A 20,061-nucleotide genomic window follows, 5' to 3' on the forward strand; every position below is an offset into this window, starting at 1 on the left:
GCTTATGTGCAGTGCCTATAAGCTGGAAGTGCAATTGTTAGGCTAGGCTGCCCCAGAATTCGTATTTTTGTCTTTTTATAAACCACCGTATGCTAGTAGAGAAACCAGATCCCATGGGAGGTGCCATTATAGCCTATTGGGAAGGAAACAAAGAAGCCACCATCACGGTGTATTCAGACCAGATGGAAGCCGATGAATTACCGGCCGCCTACTTGTTCAGGACTTTCTCAGAAATGCCGGAACGGGAGCAGTTTGCCCTCTCTGCCGCCCGTGGCCGGATTCTGGACGTTGGTGCTGGAGCCGGTTCCCATGCGCTGGCTTTGCAGGAAAAAGGCCTGGAAGTGACGGCACTGGAAATATCGCCCAGAGCCGTTGACGTGCAGAAAGCCCGAGGCGTCAAAAGCACATTATCCGGCGATTTCTTCACCCTTCCGCCTTCACAGCATGATACGCTGTTGCTGCTCATGAACGGCATCGGGTTGGCCGGAACCTTAGACGGATTGCCCCAGTTCCTGGCCACCTGCAAAAACTGGCTCGCCCCCGGCGGACAGATCCTGCTGGAATCTTCAGATATTTTGTACCTCTATGAGGAAGAAGACGGTTCTGTGTTGCTGGATTTGAACGGCGCCTACTACGGCGAACTTACCTACATGATGGAGTTTGAACAGGAAAGAAGCGAACCGTTTCCGTGGCTTTTCATTGATTTTGATCTGCTCCAGCAGTACGCTGAAGAAGCTGGATTTGATGCTGAATTGCTCTTGAAGGAAGAAGATGATCATTATATTGCCCGCCTTACTTTAGCTTGATCTATCTCTGCTGGGCAGTGGCTTCTTCTGTGGTGTTGTTTGTGCTCGCCTTTTGCCTGTTGCTGGCGTGGCGGGTGGTTGATGCGGTGTCCTTATGCTTTGTTATTGCATCTTTTCCCTCCGTGCGCTGACGGCCGCGAGGCCCCGTCTTCCCTCTCGCACTGCCCTTTCTGCCTGAGAAGCCTTTTGCGCTTAGTTTTGCCTTTCTATGGCAAAAAGCGAGGCGCGCTCGGGAAAGACTGGAAAGGGGAAAGTAGTAGAAGACGTTATCAGGTATCGTAGAGACCAGGCACTGCCTTGTCTCTAGTACGCGTTGCCATCTTTTTAGAGAAAATATTCTCTCTAAAGCAGAGACTCCCCCTTTGAAGGGGGGAAGGGGGATGTTTACACACGCAGATCACACGCATTCCAACTAGAAAACATGGTTCAAGTCTGTGACTTGGACCTACCATGACCGGAAGTTTGCAAATCCGTGAGGCATGAACCTAAAACTCTGCAAGGATGATAACAGTGTCCCACTAACCTCTTCAAAGGCGCACAAGCCACAAATGAGGTAACCCAACGGGACGAGCAAAAAAAGGCAACGTTTCAAGGCTGTTTTCCAGAAAACAGCCTTGAAACGTTGCCTTTCGCTAGTAATGATCTTCTTTACTTAACCACTACGGAGTCTAGCAGAAACGTGTTGTCTGCCTGCCAGAAGCGGAATCTGTGAACGCCTGAGGTAGTGGTTCTGAACCGGAAGGTGAAAGGTACCAGTTTGGCAATGTCAGAACAGATGGCTTCCTGGTCGTCTGCCGGATAGGCAGCGAAAATCTGGATGTCTGTCTGTAAGGTAGATTTCACGGAATCTACGCGGGAAAATCGGCCGCAGCCGTTGGTGGGTCTGTAGAGTACTTTAAGCGTGATGGTAGTATCTATTTTCACCGGAATTCTGGGGAAACCGGCGGTTTCCTCGACGGCTACGGGCAATACCACTTCCTGCAATTCTGAGGTTTCGTTGCAGGCGGCCAGGGTTCCGGTGAACAAAACCGCCGCCGCCCCTAGGGCTCTGAAATATTTCTGATTCATTCTGTTTGGAGGCACTTTTTACGAAAACAGGCCTGAAACACCTGTAAAAGCAAGAGCCGACCATTTCTATAAAGGTCGGCTCCTGTGATTTATTGTGTGAAGGACTACGCTTTTGCGTAAGTTACTTCTTTTACGGCTTGAATTACGCGCTTCACGTTTGGCAGGGAAGCCTCAATCAAGGTTGGGGCGTAAGGCAACGGAACGTCGCGGGCGGTAACGCGTTTCACGGGGGCATCCAGGTAGTCGAACGCGTTGTGCTGTACGTGGAAAGCAATCTCAGAAGAGATAGAGGCTAGCGGCCAGGCTTCTTCCACCACTACCAGACGGTTGGTTTTCTTAACGGATTCAATGATGGCTTTGTAGTCAATAGGACGCACCGAACGTAGGTCAATCACCTCGGCGTCTACGCCGTCTTTGGCCAGTTCCTCAGCCGCCTGCAGCACCAGTTTCACCATCTTCCCGAAGGAAACAATGGTCACGTCTTTGCCCGGGCGTTTGATATCGGCTACGCCGATAGGAATGAGGTATTCTTCCTCTGGCACTTCGCCTTTGTCGCCGTACATCAACTCAGATTCCATGAAGATTACCGGGTCATTGTCACGGATGGCGGACTTCAACAGACCTTTAGCATCATAGGGGTTAGAAGGAACCACTACTTTCAAACCAGGAGTGTTGGCGTACCAGTTTTCAAAGTTCTGGGAGTGCTGCGAAGACAGCATACCGGCGTTACCGGTTGGGCCTCTGAACACCATAGGCGCAGAGTACTGCCCGCCGGACATAGACATGATTTTGGCGGCAGAGTTGATGACCTGGTCAATGGCAACTAAAGAGAAGTTGAAGGTCATGAACTCAATGATAGGCTTGAGGCCGTTCATGGCGGCACCTACGCCAATACCGGCAAAACCCAGCTCGGCAATAGGCGTGTCAATCACGCGCTCTGGCCCAAACTCGTCCAGCATGCCCTGGCTCACTTTGTAAGCACCATTGTACTCGGCAACTTCCTCGCCCATCAGGAACACCTTTGGGTCGCGGCGCATTTCTTCGCTCATTGCCTCACGCAATGCCTCTCTGAATTGTATGGTTCGCATAGTAAGATTTATCAACGTCTATCTAAAGGGTAAAATTAAGACATGCGCCACAAATAAAAAAACGGTTCTGTCTTGTGGGGCAAGTTACCTATTAGGATTCTCTTTCCGGCGCATTTTTCTGAAAACAGGCCTAAAATCAAGGCTACACTATTCTGTCCTACCTATTTACACGCATACCGTTCCCCTTTGAAGGGGGTAGGGGAATGATTACTCCTGCTGATGACAGCATTCTGAGAATCATTTTTTATCCGTCTATGGCGCGCCATAGTATTATCTTCTTAGAGTCTTTTTGTATTCAGTTAAGTAACTGCTTTGCCTCTTTTTCCGCCTTTGTCATCCCCTTACCCCCTTCAAATGGGATGAAATGCGTGCGAATGTAAAATTGACCCAAGCCTAAAACTTTTCCTTACGGCTTGAGTGCGCTCGCAAAGGAGGCAGATTTATGGTACTTTCTGAATTCCAGGTCATCTATGGCTTTGCCTGCCAGCGTGGGTTTGATTTTGATGGCGCGTTTTAAGTGCTGAGACATCATGTCTTCTTTCTGGCTACGGGCGGCAATGACGGCCATTAAATAGTGCGTGTTGGCATCTTGTGGATGTTCGGCCAGTAATTTTTCTCCTAACTCGGCGGCTCCTTCGTAGTTTTCTTTCAGGAAGTAGAGCAGGGTTAAATTGAATTGGGCGGCGTAGCCTTTTCCGGCGTAAGCCAGGCTGCGGACGGCATCATCGTACTGACCTACGCTCAATTCCAGGGCGGCTTTGTCTGAGAAAACCTGTTGCAGTACCGGTAGGGGACCGCCTTGCCGAATGGCGTAATCATAGCTTTGCAGGGCTTCCAGCGCGTCGCCGTGCTGGTGATGGGCTACCGCCAGGTTGTAGAACTGCTGGGCCTGAGGGTGACGGTGGGCGGCGTAGCGTAGGTTTAGAATGGCGCTTGCCAACAATGTCTGTTTCACCTTGGGCCGAAGTTCTTTCTGTGCCTGTTCAAAGAAAACCATGCCTAGGTTATTAAGGGCTTGCCAACTCATGTAGGTCTCCACGGCAGACTCGTAGATGCGTTTTTTCTCAGCGAGTAGCGGCGTAAGGGTGGCGGCGTACTGCATTTCCTCGGCGGTGAGAGCATCGGCGTTAGCCCGGTTCTCTACAATGCGCTTGGCCATGAGGTAAATCTCGTAGTCGCGGCGCAGGTTGGGCTGGTAGTCAATGGTGACCTGGGCGTAGCGCAACACGGGGTACACGTACATTTCCAGGTAGTCATAGGAGGGAAGGGCCTGCAATTTCTCTTCCTTCTCTGTGAAAGAACCGGGGCCGTTTACAATGTCCAGAATCTGCTGAATTTGCTCCTCGGGCAAAGCCGAGTTCTGGACGCGGCCCAGAAACGCCTGCCAGTTTTTTTGCAAGGTCTCAATGTTGAAATCAATGCTGGAAACGGTGTTGTTGTAGACTTCGGTTTCTATCTTCTGTTTGATGAACCGCTCCACGGCCACGGCTCTTCGGGCGGCCAGGTTACGGGTGGTGGTTTCGGTCTGGTCTGGGGAATGCGTGGCCAGAATCTCAATCTTGCTCGTTTTCTGGTTAGACTTGATAAAGTCATCCAGTAACTGTAGGTTGGTGCCGTAGCCCTGGCGCAGCGTAGCCAGGCCTTGGTCGAAATAGATAGGGAAATGCAATGGACCTTTGGCCTCGTTCTTGAAATCTTCTTCCACGTAAGCTGGGGCGTGCATGGTCTGGATGAGTTGCGGCGTTGTGATGATACCGGGCGCCAGCACCTTGGTTTTGGTGAATTTCTTCCGGCCTTTGGCATCGCTCACCACGCCTTGCGCCATGAGTTGACCGCGTATTTTAGAAGGGGCGTACGGAAACGAAAAGGAACTGCCCATGGTGGGTTTGCCGTCTACGAAGTTGTAGTTCCCGAAATCAAAGCCCAGAGAACCTACGTGGTCTTCCACGCCTTTCTGGGCCTGATAAAACACCCGGATGCCATAGCGGTACCCGTCCCTAAGTAGGTTTTTAGGCAGTTGGGCTTGCACTTCTACGGGTACCTGGTTTCCGCGCACCATCAATACTTCGGGCTGTACGGTGATAGTTTGGCCTTTCTCCGCCTTTCTAGCCATTCTGGACAGGGTACAGCCGTTAAAAAAGAGAAGGGTAAGAAATAAGCTGAAAAGAGAAAAGGTACGGGAGAAAGCGAATGGCATATCTTAATGGCAAAAATAAACGTATAAAAACGTTATTGGACTCAAATTTGAATCCTTTTCTAGTGGAAAGTTACGGTAGATTTTACAAATTTTTTTAACTTAGGTGTTTAACTTTTCAAACCATGAAGAATATTCAGTATTTCCTGGAAAGCCAAGCCTTTGGGGTATGTACCAAGCTTGGTGAAAGGTTAGGGATTGCTACCAGCAGTATCCGGTTTTCGTTTATCTACCTTTCATTTTTAACGTTTGGGTCGCCGGTCTTGGTGTATCTGGTCATGGCTTTCTGGCTGAACATCCGGAAAAGTCTACGCCGGGAGCGTAGCACCGTTTGGGATATCTAAGTCGCTGAATTTCTTTTTCCCTTTCACAAAATACTGCCACACCACGCTCTGCGGACTCCAACCGGTCAGTTCCGCCGTTTTCTTTTGGTTTCCCGTCTCTTTTCGTTTTTCAGTCCAGAAGCTTTTATCAGCGAAAAACGCCCGGTGCGCCTGGTAAATGGCTTTTACCTCTTGCCATTCGCCCTTCAGGAAATACTGCGCTGCGGCCACGCCATCTAACACCAGTCTGGTGTACAGAATTTTGGAAAGTTCTTGGTGGTGCAGGTTTTTATAAAGAAGAGCCGCGCCGTTCCTGAAATTGAGAAACGTTTTTCTGGGGTTTGCCTTGGGCAAAGTGCCGCCGCCTACGTGGTACACCGTGCTGAAGCCTTGATAATAAATTTGGTACCCCAGATTCTGCAACCGCCAGCACAGGTCTATCTCTTCCATGTGGGCGAAGAACTTCTGCTCCAGTCCGCCCGCTTCCCAATAAGCCTTGGCCCTGATGAATAGGCAGGCCCCGGTGGCCCAGAAGATCGGCCGTACGTCATCATACTGCCCCAGGTCTTCTTCCAAGGTATCAAACAGGCGGCCCCGGCAGAAGGGGTAGCCGTACGCATCCAGAAAGCCACCGGCGGCTCCGGCATACTCAAAATAACTGCGCTGGTGAAAGGATTTGATTTTAGGCTGACAGGCGGCAATCTGCGGGTTCTTTTCCAGCAAATCTGCCATGGGCAACAACCAGTCAGGCGTCACTTCCACGTCTGAGTTGAGGAGCACGTAGTACGTGGCATCTACCTGCTTCAGCGCCTGGTTGTAGCCTTCACAAAACCCGAAATTCTCCTCCAGTTGTATGAGCCGCACCTTTGGATAGTTCTTCCGCAAAAAAGTAACGGAATCATCCGTAGAGGCATTGTCGGCTACTACTACTTCCGCTTCGGGGCTGTTTTGGAGAACCGAGGGCAAAAACTGCTCTAACCAGCGGCGGCCATTCCAGTTAAGAATCACCACCGCCACCGAAAAGGAATTATAAACCAAAGTTGCTCAGATCTAAACCCGGAATGTTGGGCAGCATGCCTTCGGTTTGCTTCTTAATTTCTTCTTTGCCGCGCTCCCCGGCTTCGTCCATGGCTTTGTTCACGGCGGCCACCACCAAATCAGCCAGCATTTCCTTGTCCTCGGGATTCATAAGCGTCTCGTCAAACTCCACCTTTAGCAACCGGCGGTCGCCGCTGGCCGTGGCTTTAACCATGCCGCCCCCGGCCTCCGCTGAAACCTGTATGTGCCGAAGGTTATCCTGGGCCTCTTTCATTTTGGCCTGCATCTCCTTCACCTTATTCATCATCCCGAACATGTCAAACATAGTCTTCTTCGTTTTTAAGTTCTACAGAGGGTAAACGGATAAACAAGGCAGAAGATACTTCACTGCCTGGCCCGTAAACCGAAGCCAAAAATAGACATTTTACTTTAACAGGATTGTCTGGGTCCTTCTCTTTTGGAAAATGCAACTGGTTACTTTATGCTGAGAATTCACAAAAGTGCCACAAAACGCCAGATGGATCAGTCAGGAACAATTCCTTTCCCCAGTCATGCTGCTTAATCTGGGTGAATTTCACTTTGGGGTAATCTTCCGGTAATTTTTTGCTTAACAACGCTTCTGCGCATTTCTCAAGGTCGTCTACTTCCAAAGAGACCATGGTGTTATCCACCCACTCCTTAACATAGTAGTCTTGCAAATAAAAACTTACGTGCTCATTTACTTTAAAGAGACACATTTTATCGCTAATGACAACTTCTTCAAAGCCCAGGGCGCGGTAAAATTCTCTTGATGTTTTGTAATTGCTTGCCCCAATGAAAGGACGGATTGCTTTTGGTGTAAAACTCATGAATTGAGATAGGTTTCTTTTTAAGTAGTCAGGAAAAAGTTTTATCAGCTACGCTGAAATTGTAGAGCAGTGCAGGGCTATTCACTTAGTGAATCACGGGAGTTTTATTCACCACAAACTACTCTAGTTACTTTCTGCGTCGCTGGATCAAAATATATTTGGGTGCCAGTTGACGCAGCAAAAGGGGCAGGGTAGGCCAGGTAGTAAGTCTTTACAGAATCTTTGTTGAAGAAAGTCCAAATTTCACTTCTGTTTTTCCGGGTATAATAGTCAAAATCCCCCATTACTACTTTCGCTTCTTCCAAGGTCATTCCAGGTGCAACTTTTTGACAATTTTCCAGATACCCAAAAGCGTCAGACTGCATTTGCCATAAATTGAAAATTAGCCTAATAGAACTGAATAGACCAATGAAAGCAAAGACGTAAATAAGGGTTTTCTTCATTTAGATGATATCACTAGCAGACTTGTGTAAGCGACGGTGAGAAAGTATTGTTCGAATCAGAATTAGCCGCACTAGAAAGCAACAAAGGAAGCACTCAAGTTTGACACGATTAGTGTCCATATGCTGTTACGCCTTTGCCTTTCTATTCAATTGACAAAGTAATCTTCCGGCCAAGGCCGATTTCTAGAATTCGGTAGAGGGTTGAAAGCTGGATATCACTGTGTCCGTTCTTAATTCTGGATATGAAGCTTTTTTTGTACCTGTCTTCTCTGCCAGTTGCTCTTGGGTCATTTTTGCTTACCTTTTTTCCTCCTTAATCACTTCTCCAATAGCAAATGCCTTAGCCTTTATTTCAAACTCGGTTCTTTGCAGAGAACCAGGTGCGCCATAGCGTTTATCTAGGTGCTCCTCAAATGTTGTGATTTCTTTGTTCTTTGTGTCCAAAGTCTTTTTGCAGAGTTTTACAAACTGCGCCGCTAAGTTGGATTATTGAGACTTACTTTCTGCTTTTCTGGCTGAAATATTCACCCTTAAGCTTCTTTGCCTTTTCGATTTCCACCTTTGGTGTTTTCTGGGTCTTTTTCTGGAATCCGTTGAAAAGTACCACAAGTTTCCCTTCATCAAAGCAACATAAAATTCTATAAATATTGCTTCCAAGCTCTACCCGTATTTCATAGAGCCCGTCAGTTCCTTCCATGTGCTGTAAGAACTTCTTAGGCACTCTTTCAACTTATTGTTATAAGGAAGAGAACCTAGTCTATCTTGTTTTTGACTTTCTCCGTCTGCTGCTCAAAGAACTCGCTAAAGTGGTTCTGGTAAAATACAATCTTCCTTATGTATTCCATTTCTTCCTAACGTATTCAATTTTACCAAGTTAACGGATAATGGAACACAAGAAAATGATTTAGATTAGATTATGTGTTGTATTTAAGGGGAGTATGGAATGGGCTGTTATTTTTCACCATACTTTAGGTTGGACATTTTGTGGTAAGTCATTTCTATCAGCTTATTCATCATCCCGAACATGTCAAACATAGTCTTCTTCTTTTTTTAAGTTTAGCAGAGGGTAAACGGATAAATAACAACAGAAGATACTCTGAGGCCTAGCCCGTAATCCGAAGCCTAAAATAGACATTTTCTTGAACAGGATAACCAAGCCATTCCCTTTTGGAGGAAGCACCTTTAGAACTCCCTATTTTAGAACGGTAGAAAGACCTTAAGAAGGCATGTTCGCCGCAGGTTTCCGCTGCCACGTGCGTCCAAACTGCACCGCAGGCTTTTCAATGAACCGGTACGTGACGTAGGAAACAGCTACGGTAAGGCCAATTCCTGAGAAGCAGGCAATAAACGGGTTAGTGACCAGTGGCAGAAGCAAAGCCAACACCGTCGCCTGCACCAAGTAAAGCGAGTAGCTGATTAAACCCAGAAAAACAAACGGCTTGGGGTAGGAGCGATGGCGCAAGAAGAAACAGAAAGTAAATAGCACGTAAGCTCCTAAAAACGCATTGGTCACCGGCCAGAAACTTCTGGTGCCTAGTCCTTCGGGTGAACTTCGGTGGTACAGATTGAAGTACGTGATACTCACTAATACCAGCAACGCCGTCAGAAGCACCGAAGCCCACATTTTGCCCGAGACTTGGCCGTTCATGTACCTATAATAGATGGTGCCAACAAACATGGTAGCCAATTGAAAACACAAACCCCACCCATTCTCAAACAGATGCAGCACCTGTGTGCCAATCACTCCCACCAGAAAAGCCGAGGCAAGCGCTAAAAAAGCTAGCAGCGTACTTCTTTTCAGCCATTTTAGTAGAAACAAGCCAGAAACCAGCAGGTAGAAAACCATCTCCAGGTTAAGCGTCCAGTAAAGCCCCTGCACCAGAGGTTGCCCCAGAAACTTGGCTAACATGAGCACATTCGCCACCAGGCTAGTCACTGAGGGTAGGGTTCCTTCTATCCACCCTAGCCACACCAGCACCAGCGTCACTAACATACTGGTGAGATATAACGGAAACAGCCGGAAAACCCGGTTCATCCAGAAAGCCCTGAAGGAAGGGGCTTTCTCCAGTGAAACCGGAATGATAAAACCACTCGTCAGGAAAAAGAGCGTGACGCCAAACACCCCAAACTGAAAATACTGCGTGCTGAATTGCGCGAAAGTCGCTGATTTACTTTCCAGCGTATGCTGAAGCATGACGGCAAAGGCCGCTGTAAACCTTAAAAAATCCAGGAATTCTAATCGGGAGGTGGGCTGCATGAGGGTTTGCTTCAGATGAACGGCATTCAAAGAATCAAAAATTCTCCTTCTGGTCCTGCCACTCTGTTTTAACCTATTGCTGGAAAATTAGCCTGAAAACACTTACCGCAGCAACGTAATCGTACCTTTCTGGGTGATATGTTTCCCGTTCACGTCAATGGCCTCAAAGCGGAAGATGTAGGTTTCAGGGGGCGCTGGTTTGCCGCCGTGCGTTCCGTCCCAACCGATTTTAGGGTCTTTGCTTTCAAAGATTATCTGGCCCCAGCGGTTCAGGACTTGCAAAATGTAAGAAGAAGAAAACGGAGCGCCTACGGGCCGAAAGACATCGTTCAGGCCATCATTGTTGGGGGTGAAGGCGGTGGGAAACTGGAACTGGAACGCTTGGTCTATGGTGGTGGTATTGGAAGCACTCTGGTATGGGGCGTTCAGCGCCGAGGTCACTAAACGGTAGGTCAAACGCTGGTATTTCTCTTGCGGCTGCGCATCAAGGTAGTTTTGGCCAGTAACCGGAATGCTCCAATAAACCGTGCCCTGCTCGTCCAGCAGTTGCAGCGTTTGGGTGCCTATGCCTGAGGGAAATCCTTCGTACGTAGTCCAGGTGAGTTGCACCCCGCCTTCGGGTTGCAAGGCAGCCGATAAACGGGTAGGGCACACCGAAGCACTTCGGGGAGAAACCAGTTGGCAGGAATCGGTGTAGGCCACCTGGTAACATAGCGGAACGGTCAGGTTAATGGAAGTGGCATCTACCGCATTTTTGGGCTGTTTTTGTAGAATCTGGCTGAAAGCAGAACCGTTCTGGCTTCGGAAAACGGCTTGCTCCAGAAACGTTTCCTGGGCGGGCACTATGGTTTCCAGCGTGACCCGGTTCCGCAAATCAAAGCCAACCACCAGCAAGGGAGCCGCCGGAGGAGTAGTGCCGGTAGTGGTGACTTCAGCGGGCAAGGAAACACTCTGGGGCCCGTTGGGCAAGACCGCCACCAACTGGTAAGTATATCTTCGGCCGCAGGCCACCTGCGCGTCTGTGAAGGACGTCTGGTTGCCCGTAAGCGTCTGATACAACTGCCCGCCTCTGAATACCTGGTAACTGACCACACCGCCCAGACTGGCGTTAGGTGCCCAGGAAAGGACGTTTTGCCGGTCACCCGCCGAAGCGGTCAAGGTCTGGGAGCAAACCACATTGGAAACAATAGTCTCGTTTTCGGTGCAGATATTAGTAACGCGCAAACGATAACACCCGGAGGTGGTAGAGGTAGTAAGCGTTTGCTGGCTGGAGCCTACCGGAACATTCCGAAGAGTGTCTAATGGAATAAAGTTTCCGGTTCCGGAGGTGGACCGTTCCACTATGAGGTCATTCACAGCCGTTGAGTTCACCTGTAACTGGAGCTGATTAGGGACTAAGGTAAGCTTTTGGAGTACCGGGGGGGAAGTGGGAGCCTTTGCTCTTACTATAAAAGTAGTCACACACTGCTCAAAACCGTACGCCAACTGCCGTACCTCATACTTACCCGGTGCTGTAAACCTGTAGGGAAGCGTAATTTGCTCATTGTTGAGGTAATAGAAAACGGCAAAGAGCGGGTCTTTGCTTCTGGTAGTGGTGTCTTCAAAGGTGACGGGCACATCTACGCAAACAAATTTCAGCGGGGTAGAAGTTGCTTGGTCTTTGGCAATGAAACAATTCGTGCGGGTTTGCTGCGCCCAGGCACCTACTGAAATACCCAGCCAAAAAAGCAGAAATGCCAACCGTTTTCTCACGCTATCAACTCGTCAAAGGGAAACTCTTGGATAAACTTGATGCTTTTTTCAATGTCGGGTTGCAACACGCGGTCTTGCTCCAGCGGGGCTACCTGCCGGCGATAGGCTTCCACCACTTTCTCCAGCGCCGGAGAGGTGCGCAGCGGACGGCGGAATTCCAGGGCTTGTACGGCGGCCATCAATTCAATGGCTAAAATCCGCTCCACGTTCTGCACCACCTGGTACGCTTTGGTGGCTCCGTTCGCGCCCATGCTCACGTGGTCTTCCTGCCCGTTAGAAGAGACAATGGAATCTACGCTGGCCGGGGTGCACAGTTGCTTATTCTGGCTAACGATGGAAGCGGCCGTGTATTGCGGAATCATGAGCCCTGAATTCAGCCCTGGCTCCTGAATCAGGAACTGCGGCAAACCCCGCTGTCCCGATAGAAGTTGGAACGTACGCCGTTCTGAGATGCTGCCCCATTCGGCCAAGCCGATGCTCAGGAAATCCAGCGCCAACGCCAGGGGTTGCCCGTGGAAATTACCGCCCGAAAGCACCAGTTCTTCCTCGGGGAAAATATTGGGGTTATCGGTCACTGAATTCACCTCGGTGGTAAAGACCTTCTCCGCGTATTCCAAGGCGTCTAAGCTGGCCCCGTGTACCTGGGGCACGCAACGGAACGAGTAGGGGTCCTGTACCTGAATTTTGGGCTGTTGCTGTAGTTCGCTGCCGGTGAGCAGGGCCAGGATGCGGGCGGCGGTTTTCACCTGTCCCGCATGTGGCCTGATTTGGTGAATCTGAGGTAAAAACGGGGTGCTGAGTCCGTTAAACGCTTCCAGGGAAAGTGCGGCTAGCACATCGGCCGCCGCCGAAATCTGGCGGGCGCGTAAGCAGATAATAGTCCCGTAGGCCGCCATCATCTGGGTACCGTTCAGCAACGCCAGTCCTTCTTTGGCTTGTAGTTTGATGGGTTCCCAACTGAAGATGTCCAGTATCTCATGGCCTTTCAGCTTGAATTCCTGAAACCGCACCTCGCCCAAACCTATTAATGGCAGGCACAGGTGCGCCAAGGGAGCTAAATCGCCGCTGGCGCCCAGAGAGCCCTGCTGGTACACAATGGGGTAGACCTCGCGGTTGAAGAAGGCGAGCAGGCGTTGCACCGTGGCTAGCTGCACGCCGCTGTATCCGTAACCCAGTGACTGCACCTTGAGCAAGAGCATCAATTTTACCACCTCGGCGGGCACTTCTTCACCAGTGCCGCAGGCGTGTGACATGACCAGGTTGCGCTGAAGTGCTTCCAGGTTCTCTGTGGAGATGGTGGTGTTGCACAGCGCCCCGAACCCGGTGTTGATGCCGTACACCGGACCGGGAGCGGCTTGCAGGTGCTGGTGCAGGTACGCGTGCGCTCTCAGAATCCGTTGCTCCACCTCCTCAGAAAGGGCCAGGGTAGCTTTGGTTTGCAGAATTTTCTTGATCTCCGGGAGGGAGAGCGGGCCCAGGGAAATCAGATGCTGCCCTGCCATTAGTGGGTTGGGTTAGCTTGTAACACGCCCAGAATGTCTTGCACGGTCAGGCGTTCCTGTACGCCGGTTCGCATGTTGCGCAGGTTGAGCAAACCGCTTTCCATTTCCTCAGAACCAATCAGGAGCACGTACGGAATACTTTTCTGGTCGGCGTAGGCCATCTGTTTTTTAAGTTTGGCGGCCTCGGGGTATAATTCCGTGGAGATTCCGGCCTCGCGAAGCGTTTGCAGCACGGGCAGGGAGTAGCGCATGGCGGCCTCGTCAAAATTGGAGATAAGCACCTGCGTAATGGTTTGGCTGTCCTGCGGAAAAAGGTTGAGTTCTTCCAGCACATCAAAGATGCGGTCTACGCCGAACGAGAACCCCACCCCCGACACGCCCGGCAACCCGAACATGCCCGTCAGGTTATCATACCGGCCACCGCCGCTGATGCTGCCCATCTGGGCGTTGTTCACTTTCACCTCAAAAATGCAACCGGTGTAGTAGGAAAGTCCGCGCGCGAGGGTCACGTCTAGCTGCACCTTGGCTTTGCGCACGGTAAAGCTTTCTAAGAAAGACAACATGCTGCGGATGTCCTTTAATCCACGCTGCCCTTCTTCTGAGTCTTGCAACAGTTCATCCAGTTTTGGTAGTAATTCTGAGATTTCACCCGATAAGCCCAGAATGGGCTGCAGTTTCACCAAAGACTCTTCTTCAATGCCTTTCTGCCGAAGTTCTTCATTGACCGCGTCTTGCCCAATCTTGTCTAGTTTGTCAATGGCCACGCATAAATCTACTTCGCGGCCTTTGGCGCCAATGGCTTCGGCAATGCCCGCCAGCAGCCCGCGGTGGTTGAACTTGATGGTGAAATCGTCCAGCCCTAGCGTGCTCAGCACCTCGTCTATCATAAGAATGATTTCGGCTTCACAGAGCAGGGAATTGGTGCCTACCACGTCGGCATCGCACTGGTAGAACTCGCGGTAGCGGCCCCGCTGCGGACGATCGGCGCGCCAGACGGGCTGGATTTGGTAGCGTTTAAAGGGGAAGGCAATCTCGTTGCGGTTCATGACCACAAATCGGGCGAAAGGCACCGTGAGGTCATAGCGCAGGGCTTTCTCTGAGATTCTGGGGGTAAGCGTTTTATGGCCTTTTTCCAAATCTGGGGCAGAAACCTTGCTTAGGAAATCGCCGGAGTTCAGGATTTTGAAAATCAGTTGGTCTCCTTCGTCGCCGTACTTGCCGGTCAGGACCGACAGGTTTTCCATGGCGGGGGTTTCCAGCGGCAGAAACCCGAATTTCTCAAACGTGCGCTTGATGATGGAGAAGATATAGTTGCGTTTCACCACCGTGGCCGGCCCGAAATCACGGGTGCCCTTGGGGATGGATGGTTTGTCTTTGCTCATGCCGCGAAGATAGCAAATTCAGAAAAGAATCAGGCTGCCCTGTGCCGAGGTTCCCAGGTCCGTTTTAAGCCTGATTCTAGAAAATTGGCCTTAAAAATGGACAAATTGGTTTTGGGGAAGCTTTCTGCTTCTTGCGTGAGATTCTTGTAAGCGGCATTTGCCAGCTTTTGCCAAACTCAGAAGAAGGTGCTCAGGGTGAAGAGCGGGCTATGCTTTTTTGCGTCAGACCCTTAAAACTCCTCTGAACGCTCTGGCGGCATAGTACGATTGCGCCCCGTTATGGTACACGAAAACATGGTTGTACCGGCAATCACCGAAGAGGGCGCCGCCTAGTTTTCTGATAGCCGCCGGTGTTTGGAGCCAGCTGGATGTTTTCAGATCAAACTTCCCTAGTTTCTGCAAGTGCCGGTATTGTTCTTCGGTTAAAAGCTCAATGCCCATGGCCGCCGCCATGTCCAGGGCGTTATTTTCTGGCCTATGCTCTTTTCTGGATTCCAGGCCTTCCAGGTCATAACAGATGCTTCGGCGACCTTTGGGGCTTTCAGTGGAACAGTCATAGAAGAGGAATTCGCCGGTGGTGGGATCCTGGCCTACTACATCGGGCTCGCCGCCGGTTCTTTCCATTTCCTGCAAGGACCAAAGTTTTCCGGGGTTCGCTTGTAGCTTTGCTTGTACCTGTTCCCAATCTACTTCTGGGTGACGGTGCCTGTTTTTCTCAAAACGGGCCTGTAACATGCTAAGCAATTCTGCCTGTTGCGCGGGTGATAGCTCCTTTTTATCTTCCATGGGCCTGATGGGGTATTTTTTGTGGGGTGCAAATCTTGCTTAGTCCTCTATCGCCTCAATCCCGAGTTGTTTGAGACGTGCCAGGTGCTCTTTCATGGTGTTGAGTTGCTCTTCGGAATGGCCCTGCCAGTCCAGCATTTCGCCCGTGACCCGAAGCGGATGTAGGGTGCGGTAGGATTTGGTGGGGTTGCCGGGGAACTTCTTGTCGGTCAGATTAGGGTCGTCTTCTAGGGGGCCGGTGGGTTCCACCAGGTAGATTCTGCCGGGACCATCGCCAAGGGCAAGTTCAGCGCCCCAAGTGGCTGCCTCCAGGGTGGCGGTTAGGTACACATAGGTCGCTTTCTTCCTGTTGCCGTAGTTTGACCTAAAGCCGGGACTGATCAAGTCTCCGGGCTTCAGGTCGGCCTTGGTGCCATGGTAGTACCGGGTGGCATTCAGGTCGGGGCGGGTCGTTGCGTTGTCCTTGTTTTTGGCTGTGTCCATGGCTTTGGTTATTTCTTCAGGATGCCTTTCTCCACGCTATCATTGATGAGTTCCTCGGCGTAATTCCATATGGTGGTGGACCCATCCTTGATGACCCGCTTCTTTTCGTACACTTTCTGGTAATCTACCCCGAATTCGTTCCAGGTTCCTCCGTTGTTGGAGGTGTTCTGAAGCAAAGGTTCTAACCGGTCCATGGCTCTAGCGAATTTTGCCTCGTTGGTCTCGCCTGCCTCAAATTCCTCCCAAAGCGCAATGAACTCATTGGCCTGTTCTAGAGGCAGCATGCCGAAGATTCGGTTTGCCGCTAACCGTTCTTCTTCTGTATTGGAATGGCTTTTTGCGGTGTCATAGAGAAACGTGTCACCGGCGTCAATCTCAACAATATCATGGATCAACACCATCTTGACCACCTTGAAAATATCTATAGGCTCATTGGCATATTCGGCCAAGACGATGGCCATTAAAGCCAAATGCCAGCTATGTTCCGCATCGTTCTCGTTCCTGTCACTGTTGAACAACCTTGTTTTCCGCTGAATATACTTGACCTTGTCTATCTCTTTGATGAAGTCAATCTGTTTCAATAGCCTTTCTGCTGCCATGTTAGAACGCGTTTTTTAAGGATGACTTTACTGGATACAACCTTAGCAACCGCCCTCGTTCATGAGGCGTGCAAGGCCGTCGGCCGTAGCATGATTCTTATACTAGACGTTAGGTGGGGACATTTTTCTTTTTATAGTCCTCTAACGGAAAAGCCCAAGGAACACCCAAATCATCATCCCAATCAGCATAAAGCCCCAATCCTACATTTGGCCTTATTCTTAATTTGTCGATGTAGTCGGTATCTTTGGCAAGTCTAGTTTGGTGGCATCCTGATACTGTAATAAAGTTAAGCTGATAAGTTGGTCCAAGTCCATTTTCCCCTGCTTCAAGTTCAAGGTATGAATTATCTTTTCCATCAGTGGTAAATCTTCCCTGTAGATTTCTTGTTTCCTTTTTGCTATTATCAAGCAATTCAATCAAATAGTAATTTCCTGCATTATCCTTAACCGAAACGGTTAAATTCTTAAATTCATCTTCTGCTAAATCAATCGTTCTCCCAGTTTTGTCTATCCATACTCCCATCCATTCTTTTGGGATTGAGTTTCGTGATTTGGAGAATAGCTTATTGAATAATGATTTCATATTTATAAAACCACCCAACGTACTGGGCTAAACGACGGCGAAGCTGACGTTTAGGTGTTGTTGGCACGCGTATTTTATTAACATTAATTAAAAAATAGCAATGCTAATATTGTAAATATCGGGATAAGTCCTTGTGCAAAGCTGAAAAGAAAATCTTCCCACATAATTTTTCTATTCTTTGGGTACTTCATCCAGTAACCGTCTATAGGTCTCCCGTGAGAAAAATGTGAGGTAATAACTGGATAGAATCCTATACAAACTCTGAAAATCTCTCTAAACAAATAAAAATAACCGAGGTAGATAACAGAGATTGACATTAATATAATTATCGTTCCTTCTTCAAAGTTAAGTGTATTTATTAGTTCAAGTATAATTCCTATTGCAAAAGAAATGATTGAAGCAATTAAGCACCTCTTGAAGAATAGAGGATTTCCTAAGTCGGTTTGAAGGGAAAAGGTTATTGCTCCCACTATAAATGAGAAGGCCAATGCACTATATGTAATTATGTCAATAGAGTTCATATTATAAATGTGTGCCAACGGCCTCGTGTAAAAGACGTGCAAGGCCGTGGCATGGCTTATGCACAATGTGCTTGTTGCACAACTGTCTGAAGATACACGTAAAAGGATGTTCCACCAACTCTTTTTACCGATGCAGGGCAGGAAGCACTTTGCCGACGAGAAGGAGCTGCGCTTCTCGCTCTCGGCGCACGTGCCGGAGCACAACTTCTACCGGCGGCTCAAGGACCGGCTGGACCTCTCGTTCCTCTACGGGCTGACCGAACCCTACTACGGCCATTGCGGGCAGCACTCCATCGACCCGGCGGTGTTCTTCAAGCTCTGCCTGGTGGGTTACCTGGAGAACATCATCTCTGACCGCAGGCTGATCGAGCACTGCGGCCTGCGCCTAGACTTGCTTTACTTTTTGGATTACCAACTGGATGAGCCCTTGCCCTGGCACTCCACCCTCTCGCGTACCCGCCAGCTTTTGCCCCAGGCGCTGTTCGAGCAGGTCTTTACCCGCGTGCTCTGTTTGTGCGTGGAAGCGGGCATGGTAGCCGGCCACACCCAGGTAGTAGACTCTGCCCTTATCAAAGCCAATGCTTCTATGGATTCTTTAGAGCTAAAAGTGCCGCAGCAGGATCTGGATTCCCACCTGGAGCAGGTCCGCGCCATCAGCCGGGCCGACAGAAAAGCGGCTGTAAACAAAGCTTCTTTAGCGCAGCAGACGATTACCGCCTCCTCCGATGAGCTGCAGGGGATAAAGACCCGTAACCGTACCTGGAGTTTGCAGCAGGACCAGCGGCCGGGCGCCCACAACAAAAACAGCAAGTACACCTCCAATAAGACCCACTACTCCCCCGTGGACCCCGATGCCCGCATTGCCGTCAAGCCAGGGAAAGCACGTAAGCTCTGCTATTTAGCCCAGCTTTCCGTGGATGCTGCCCATCACACCATCACGCACGTGCAGGCCGATCTGGCTGATAAAAAAGACAATCAGTGTTTGCCCGGGTTACTGCAAGGCCTCACCCAAAGACTTGAGAGCTTAGCTTTAAGCTGCAACACTCTATTAGCAGATGCGGGCTACTCATCGGGAGAGAATTATGCGCTGCTCGAACAGCAGCACTTCACCGCTTTCATTCCCCCGCACGGCACCTACAAAGGCGGGCCCGAGGGGTTCACCTATGACAGAGAAGAGGACTGCTGGCGCTGCCCGCAGGGCAAGAAAGCTACCTTCAGAAAAGTAAAGGTGGAGCCGAAAAACAGCATCAAAAAGAAGATCTACTTCACCACCCGCAAAGACTGCAAAAACTGCCCCATGCACGAAAGCTGCATTGGCAAAAGCTACGAAAAGAAGGTGGAGATCACTTACTACCGGGAAGAATATGAGCGGGTGATTGCCAGGGTAAAGAGTCGCTATGGGCGAAGGATGAAGAGCCTCAGGCAGGCCACCGTGGAGCCGGTGCTGGGCACGCTCATCAACTATATGGGCCTGCGGAAAATCAACACCAGAGGCATCCAACAGGCCCACAAGGGAATGCTGCTGGCCGCTGCGGCCTACAACCTGCAGAAACTGCTGCGCTTTACACCGAAAAGCAGCCAATCAGCCGTCATGGCCCTGCCCAGACCTTCGGCAGCTGCTTCTATTGACCTGGTTTAGCGGCTAAAACCCAAAAGGACTGGAAAAATAAACAGACAGGAGTATGAAACTTATTCTTCAGCCAAGAGTTGTGCAACAGCTACCAATGTTAGCGGTAGTGCTTTTATTATTTTCTATTTTCATCCCTTCCCAAGTCGTGTTTAATGGGGAGAATTTTTCATGCCAGCGTTTGTGAAAATATTCAAAGTTGGCTATATCATGGATGATTGTTTTTCTGAGCTTTTCCTTTGCTTTAATTAATCCGCTTTTTGTCCAATAGCTTCCTATTTTATGACCAGACATATAATTAAGTTTAAAAAGAGGAATCCCTTTTATATCATCTAAGCGCCAATGCATATTGCTAATACTGTTAGGTGGAATGTGAAACTGAATCCCATCTAAACCATTTAACTTGTCAATTGAATCTAATTCAGGGCTTAAATTGAAGATATTTAAATGGACTTTTATATACTTGTCGCCCCTTGCCACATACAAATCTACAATTTGTAGTTCTCCATTAATTAACCGACATAATTCATAATTAAAATCACCATGGTTATTTCTGCCGAACCAAGCGGTTGAAAAAGGTGATTTCTTAAATCCAAGCTTCTGTAAAAAAGGAATTGCGCTTTCAGTAATTATTTGATTCCGTACTGTCAGAAGTTCTTTGTCAGATGCTTTGTAAAATAACCCCATTAATTTGTAAGTATTTCTTTTTATGCATTACCGCTAACTATCATATAAACGTACCACCTACGCTTATCGGCACT

General features: G+C 49.3%; 22 protein-coding genes. 3 read left to right on the forward strand and 19 right to left on the reverse strand.

Annotated features, from left to right (window positions below; genetic code table 11):
• The first annotated feature begins 89 nt into the window (after positions 1–89).
• Complete coding sequence (locus ACY0JR_RS07160) at positions 90–806, forward strand: class I SAM-dependent methyltransferase (protein WP_462633258.1); 717 nt, start codon at positions 90–92, stop codon at positions 804–806.
• Between the two features lie 648 nt (positions 807–1,454).
• Here ACY0JR_RS07160 and ACY0JR_RS07165 read toward each other — a convergent pair.
• From ACY0JR_RS07165 to ACY0JR_RS07175, 3 genes are all read right to left on the reverse strand, one after another.
• Positions 1,455–1,874 carry a hypothetical protein gene (locus ACY0JR_RS07165; RefSeq protein WP_462633259.1) on the reverse strand — a complete coding sequence of 140 codons (420 nt, stop codon included), beginning with the start codon at positions 1,872–1,874 and terminating at the stop codon, positions 1,455–1,457.
• A gap of 104 nt (positions 1,875–1,978) precedes the next feature.
• Positions 1,979–2,962, reverse strand: coding sequence for a pyruvate dehydrogenase complex E1 component subunit beta (locus ACY0JR_RS07170; protein ID WP_462633260.1), 984 nt, complete (start codon positions 2,960–2,962; stop codon positions 1,979–1,981).
• 406 nt (positions 2,963–3,368) lie between these two features.
• A complete protein-coding gene (locus ACY0JR_RS07175) occupies positions 3,369–5,075 on the reverse strand; it encodes a tetratricopeptide repeat protein (protein WP_462633261.1) in 1,707 nt (568 codons plus the stop codon).
• Positions 5,076–5,281: 206 nt separating this feature from the next.
• Here ACY0JR_RS07175 and ACY0JR_RS07180 point away from each other — a divergent pair, with 206 nt between their 5' ends.
• A complete protein-coding gene (locus ACY0JR_RS07180) occupies positions 5,282–5,500 on the forward strand; it encodes a PspC domain-containing protein (RefSeq protein ID WP_462633262.1) in 219 nt (72 codons plus the stop codon).
• Here the strand turns inward: ACY0JR_RS07180 and ACY0JR_RS07185 are convergent.
• The 15 genes from ACY0JR_RS07185 to ACY0JR_RS07255 all read right to left on the reverse strand — a co-directional run bounded on the left by ACY0JR_RS07185 (position 5,465) and on the right by ACY0JR_RS07255 (position 17,673).
• Positions 5,465–6,517, reverse strand: a complete 1,053-nt coding sequence (locus tag ACY0JR_RS07185; protein ID WP_462633263.1) for a glycosyltransferase family 2 protein — start codon at positions 6,515–6,517, stop codon at positions 5,465–5,467. The two genes, ACY0JR_RS07180 and ACY0JR_RS07185, sit on opposite strands and share 36 nt — an antisense overlap.
• Positions 6,507–6,842: a YbaB/EbfC family nucleoid-associated protein gene (locus tag ACY0JR_RS07190; protein ID WP_462633264.1), complete on the reverse strand. Its 336-nt coding sequence runs from the start codon at positions 6,840–6,842 to the stop codon at positions 6,507–6,509. Before ACY0JR_RS07190 ends, ACY0JR_RS07185 begins: the two co-directional genes overlap by 11 nt.
• Before the next feature lie 154 nt (positions 6,843–6,996).
• Complete coding sequence (locus ACY0JR_RS07195) at positions 6,997–7,365, reverse strand: VOC family protein (RefSeq protein WP_462633265.1); 369 nt, start codon at positions 7,363–7,365, stop codon at positions 6,997–6,999.
• A gap of 104 nt (positions 7,366–7,469) precedes the next feature.
• On the reverse strand, positions 7,470–7,808 hold the full coding sequence (locus ACY0JR_RS07200) for a hypothetical protein (protein ID WP_462633266.1): 339 nt from the start codon (positions 7,806–7,808) through the stop codon (positions 7,470–7,472).
• A gap of 297 nt (positions 7,809–8,105) precedes the next feature.
• Complete coding sequence (locus tag ACY0JR_RS07205) at positions 8,106–8,252, reverse strand: hypothetical protein (RefSeq protein WP_462633267.1); 147 nt, start codon at positions 8,250–8,252, stop codon at positions 8,106–8,108.
• A gap of 52 nt (positions 8,253–8,304) precedes the next feature.
• Complete coding sequence (locus ACY0JR_RS07210; RefSeq protein ID WP_462633268.1) at positions 8,305–8,505, reverse strand: type II toxin-antitoxin system RelE/ParE family toxin; 201 nt, start codon at positions 8,503–8,505, stop codon at positions 8,305–8,307.
• A gap of 519 nt (positions 8,506–9,024) precedes the next feature.
• The gene (locus tag ACY0JR_RS07215; protein ID WP_462633269.1) at positions 9,025–10,065 is read right to left on the reverse strand and encodes an acyltransferase family protein; all 1,041 of its coding nucleotides are present in this window, start codon (positions 10,063–10,065) and stop codon (positions 9,025–9,027) included.
• Between the two features lie 102 nt (positions 10,066–10,167).
• The gene (locus ACY0JR_RS07220) at positions 10,168–11,805 is read right to left on the reverse strand and encodes a T9SS type B sorting domain-containing protein (RefSeq protein WP_462633270.1); all 1,638 of its coding nucleotides are present in this window, start codon (positions 11,803–11,805) and stop codon (positions 10,168–10,170) included.
• Between the two features lie 8 nt (positions 11,806–11,813).
• A complete protein-coding gene (gene hutH, locus ACY0JR_RS07225) occupies positions 11,814–13,319 on the reverse strand; it encodes a histidine ammonia-lyase (protein ID WP_462633271.1) in 1,506 nt (501 codons plus the stop codon).
• Positions 13,319–14,701, reverse strand: a complete 1,383-nt coding sequence (gene hisS, locus ACY0JR_RS07230; protein WP_462633272.1) for a histidine--tRNA ligase — start codon at positions 14,699–14,701, stop codon at positions 13,319–13,321. Before hisS ends, hutH begins: the two co-directional genes overlap by 1 nt.
• 222 nt (positions 14,702–14,923) lie before the next feature.
• Positions 14,924–15,487: a DUF4256 domain-containing protein gene (locus ACY0JR_RS07235; protein WP_462633273.1), complete on the reverse strand. Its 564-nt coding sequence runs from the start codon at positions 15,485–15,487 to the stop codon at positions 14,924–14,926.
• A 39-nt stretch (positions 15,488–15,526) separates the two neighbouring features.
• The gene (gene arr, locus ACY0JR_RS07240; RefSeq protein ID WP_462633274.1) at positions 15,527–15,970 is read right to left on the reverse strand and encodes an NAD(+)--rifampin ADP-ribosyltransferase; all 444 of its coding nucleotides are present in this window, start codon (positions 15,968–15,970) and stop codon (positions 15,527–15,529) included.
• Between the two features lie 8 nt (positions 15,971–15,978).
• Positions 15,979–16,569, reverse strand: a complete 591-nt coding sequence (locus tag ACY0JR_RS07245) for an HD domain-containing protein (RefSeq protein ID WP_462633275.1) — start codon at positions 16,567–16,569, stop codon at positions 15,979–15,981.
• Positions 16,570–16,678: 109 nt separating this feature from the next.
• Positions 16,679–17,152 (reverse strand): hypothetical protein, encoded by a 474-nt coding sequence (locus ACY0JR_RS07250; RefSeq protein WP_462633276.1) that lies wholly within the window; start codon positions 17,150–17,152, stop codon positions 16,679–16,681.
• A gap of 83 nt (positions 17,153–17,235) precedes the next feature.
• The gene (locus ACY0JR_RS07255; RefSeq protein WP_462633277.1) at positions 17,236–17,673 is read right to left on the reverse strand and encodes a hypothetical protein; all 438 of its coding nucleotides are present in this window, start codon (positions 17,671–17,673) and stop codon (positions 17,236–17,238) included.
• A gap of 106 nt (positions 17,674–17,779) precedes the next feature.
• On the opposite strand from ACY0JR_RS07255, the gene ACY0JR_RS07260 reads away from it, so the two are divergent.
• On the forward strand, positions 17,780–19,312 hold the full coding sequence (locus tag ACY0JR_RS07260) for an IS1182 family transposase (RefSeq protein WP_462633278.1): 1,533 nt from the start codon (positions 17,780–17,782) through the stop codon (positions 19,310–19,312).
• 57 nt (positions 19,313–19,369) lie between these two features.
• On the opposite strand, the gene ACY0JR_RS07265 is transcribed toward ACY0JR_RS07260, so the two are convergent.
• Positions 19,370–19,987: a hypothetical protein gene (locus ACY0JR_RS07265; RefSeq protein ID WP_462633279.1), complete on the reverse strand. Its 618-nt coding sequence runs from the start codon at positions 19,985–19,987 to the stop codon at positions 19,370–19,372.
• Positions 19,988–20,061 lie beyond the last annotated feature (74 nt).

The organism is Rufibacter sp. JT3400010 (assembly GCF_054956755.1).

Coding starts and splice junctions, on each gene's coding strand:
- ACY0JR_RS07160 (WP_462633258.1), top strand. CDS start 90: ATGCTAGTAGAGAAACCAGATCCCATGGGAGGTGCCATTATAGCCTAT.
- ACY0JR_RS07165 (WP_462633259.1), bottom strand. CDS start 1,874: ATGAATCAGAAATATTTCAGAGCCCTAGGGGCGGCGGCGGTTTTGTTC.
- ACY0JR_RS07170 (WP_462633260.1), bottom strand. CDS start 2,962: ATGCGAACCATACAATTCAGAGAGGCATTGCGTGAGGCAATGAGCGAA.
- ACY0JR_RS07175 (WP_462633261.1), bottom strand. CDS start 5,075: ATGGCTAGAAAGGCGGAGAAAGGCCAAACTATCACCGTACAGCCCGAA.
- ACY0JR_RS07180 (WP_462633262.1), top strand. CDS start 5,282: ATGAAGAATATTCAGTATTTCCTGGAAAGCCAAGCCTTTGGGGTATGT.
- ACY0JR_RS07190 (WP_462633264.1), bottom strand. CDS start 6,842: ATGTTTGACATGTTCGGGATGATGAATAAGGTGAAGGAGATGCAGGCC.
- ACY0JR_RS07195 (WP_462633265.1), bottom strand. CDS start 7,365: ATGAGTTTTACACCAAAAGCAATCCGTCCTTTCATTGGGGCAAGCAAT.
- ACY0JR_RS07200 (WP_462633266.1), bottom strand. CDS start 7,808: ATGAAGAAAACCCTTATTTACGTCTTTGCTTTCATTGGTCTATTCAGT.
- ACY0JR_RS07210 (WP_462633268.1), bottom strand. CDS start 8,505: ATGGAAGGAACTGACGGGCTCTATGAAATACGGGTAGAGCTTGGAAGC.
- ACY0JR_RS07215 (WP_462633269.1), bottom strand. CDS start 10,065: ATGCAGCCCACCTCCCGATTAGAATTCCTGGATTTTTTAAGGTTTACA.
- hutH (WP_462633271.1), bottom strand. CDS start 13,319: ATGGCAGGGCAGCATCTGATTTCCCTGGGCCCGCTCTCCCTCCCGGAG.
- hisS (WP_462633272.1), bottom strand. CDS start 14,701: ATGAGCAAAGACAAACCATCCATCCCCAAGGGCACCCGTGATTTCGGG.
- ACY0JR_RS07235 (WP_462633273.1), bottom strand. CDS start 15,487: ATGGAAGATAAAAAGGAGCTATCACCCGCGCAACAGGCAGAATTGCTT.
- arr (WP_462633274.1), bottom strand. CDS start 15,970: ATGGACACAGCCAAAAACAAGGACAACGCAACGACCCGCCCCGACCTG.
- ACY0JR_RS07245 (WP_462633275.1), bottom strand. CDS start 16,569: ATGGCAGCAGAAAGGCTATTGAAACAGATTGACTTCATCAAAGAGATA.
- ACY0JR_RS07250 (WP_462633276.1), bottom strand. CDS start 17,152: ATGAAATCATTATTCAATAAGCTATTCTCCAAATCACGAAACTCAATC.
- ACY0JR_RS07255 (WP_462633277.1), bottom strand. CDS start 17,673: ATGAACTCTATTGACATAATTACATATAGTGCATTGGCCTTCTCATTT.
- ACY0JR_RS07260 (WP_462633278.1), top strand. CDS start 17,780: ATGTTCCACCAACTCTTTTTACCGATGCAGGGCAGGAAGCACTTTGCC.
- ACY0JR_RS07265 (WP_462633279.1), bottom strand. CDS start 19,987: ATGGGGTTATTTTACAAAGCATCTGACAAAGAACTTCTGACAGTACGG.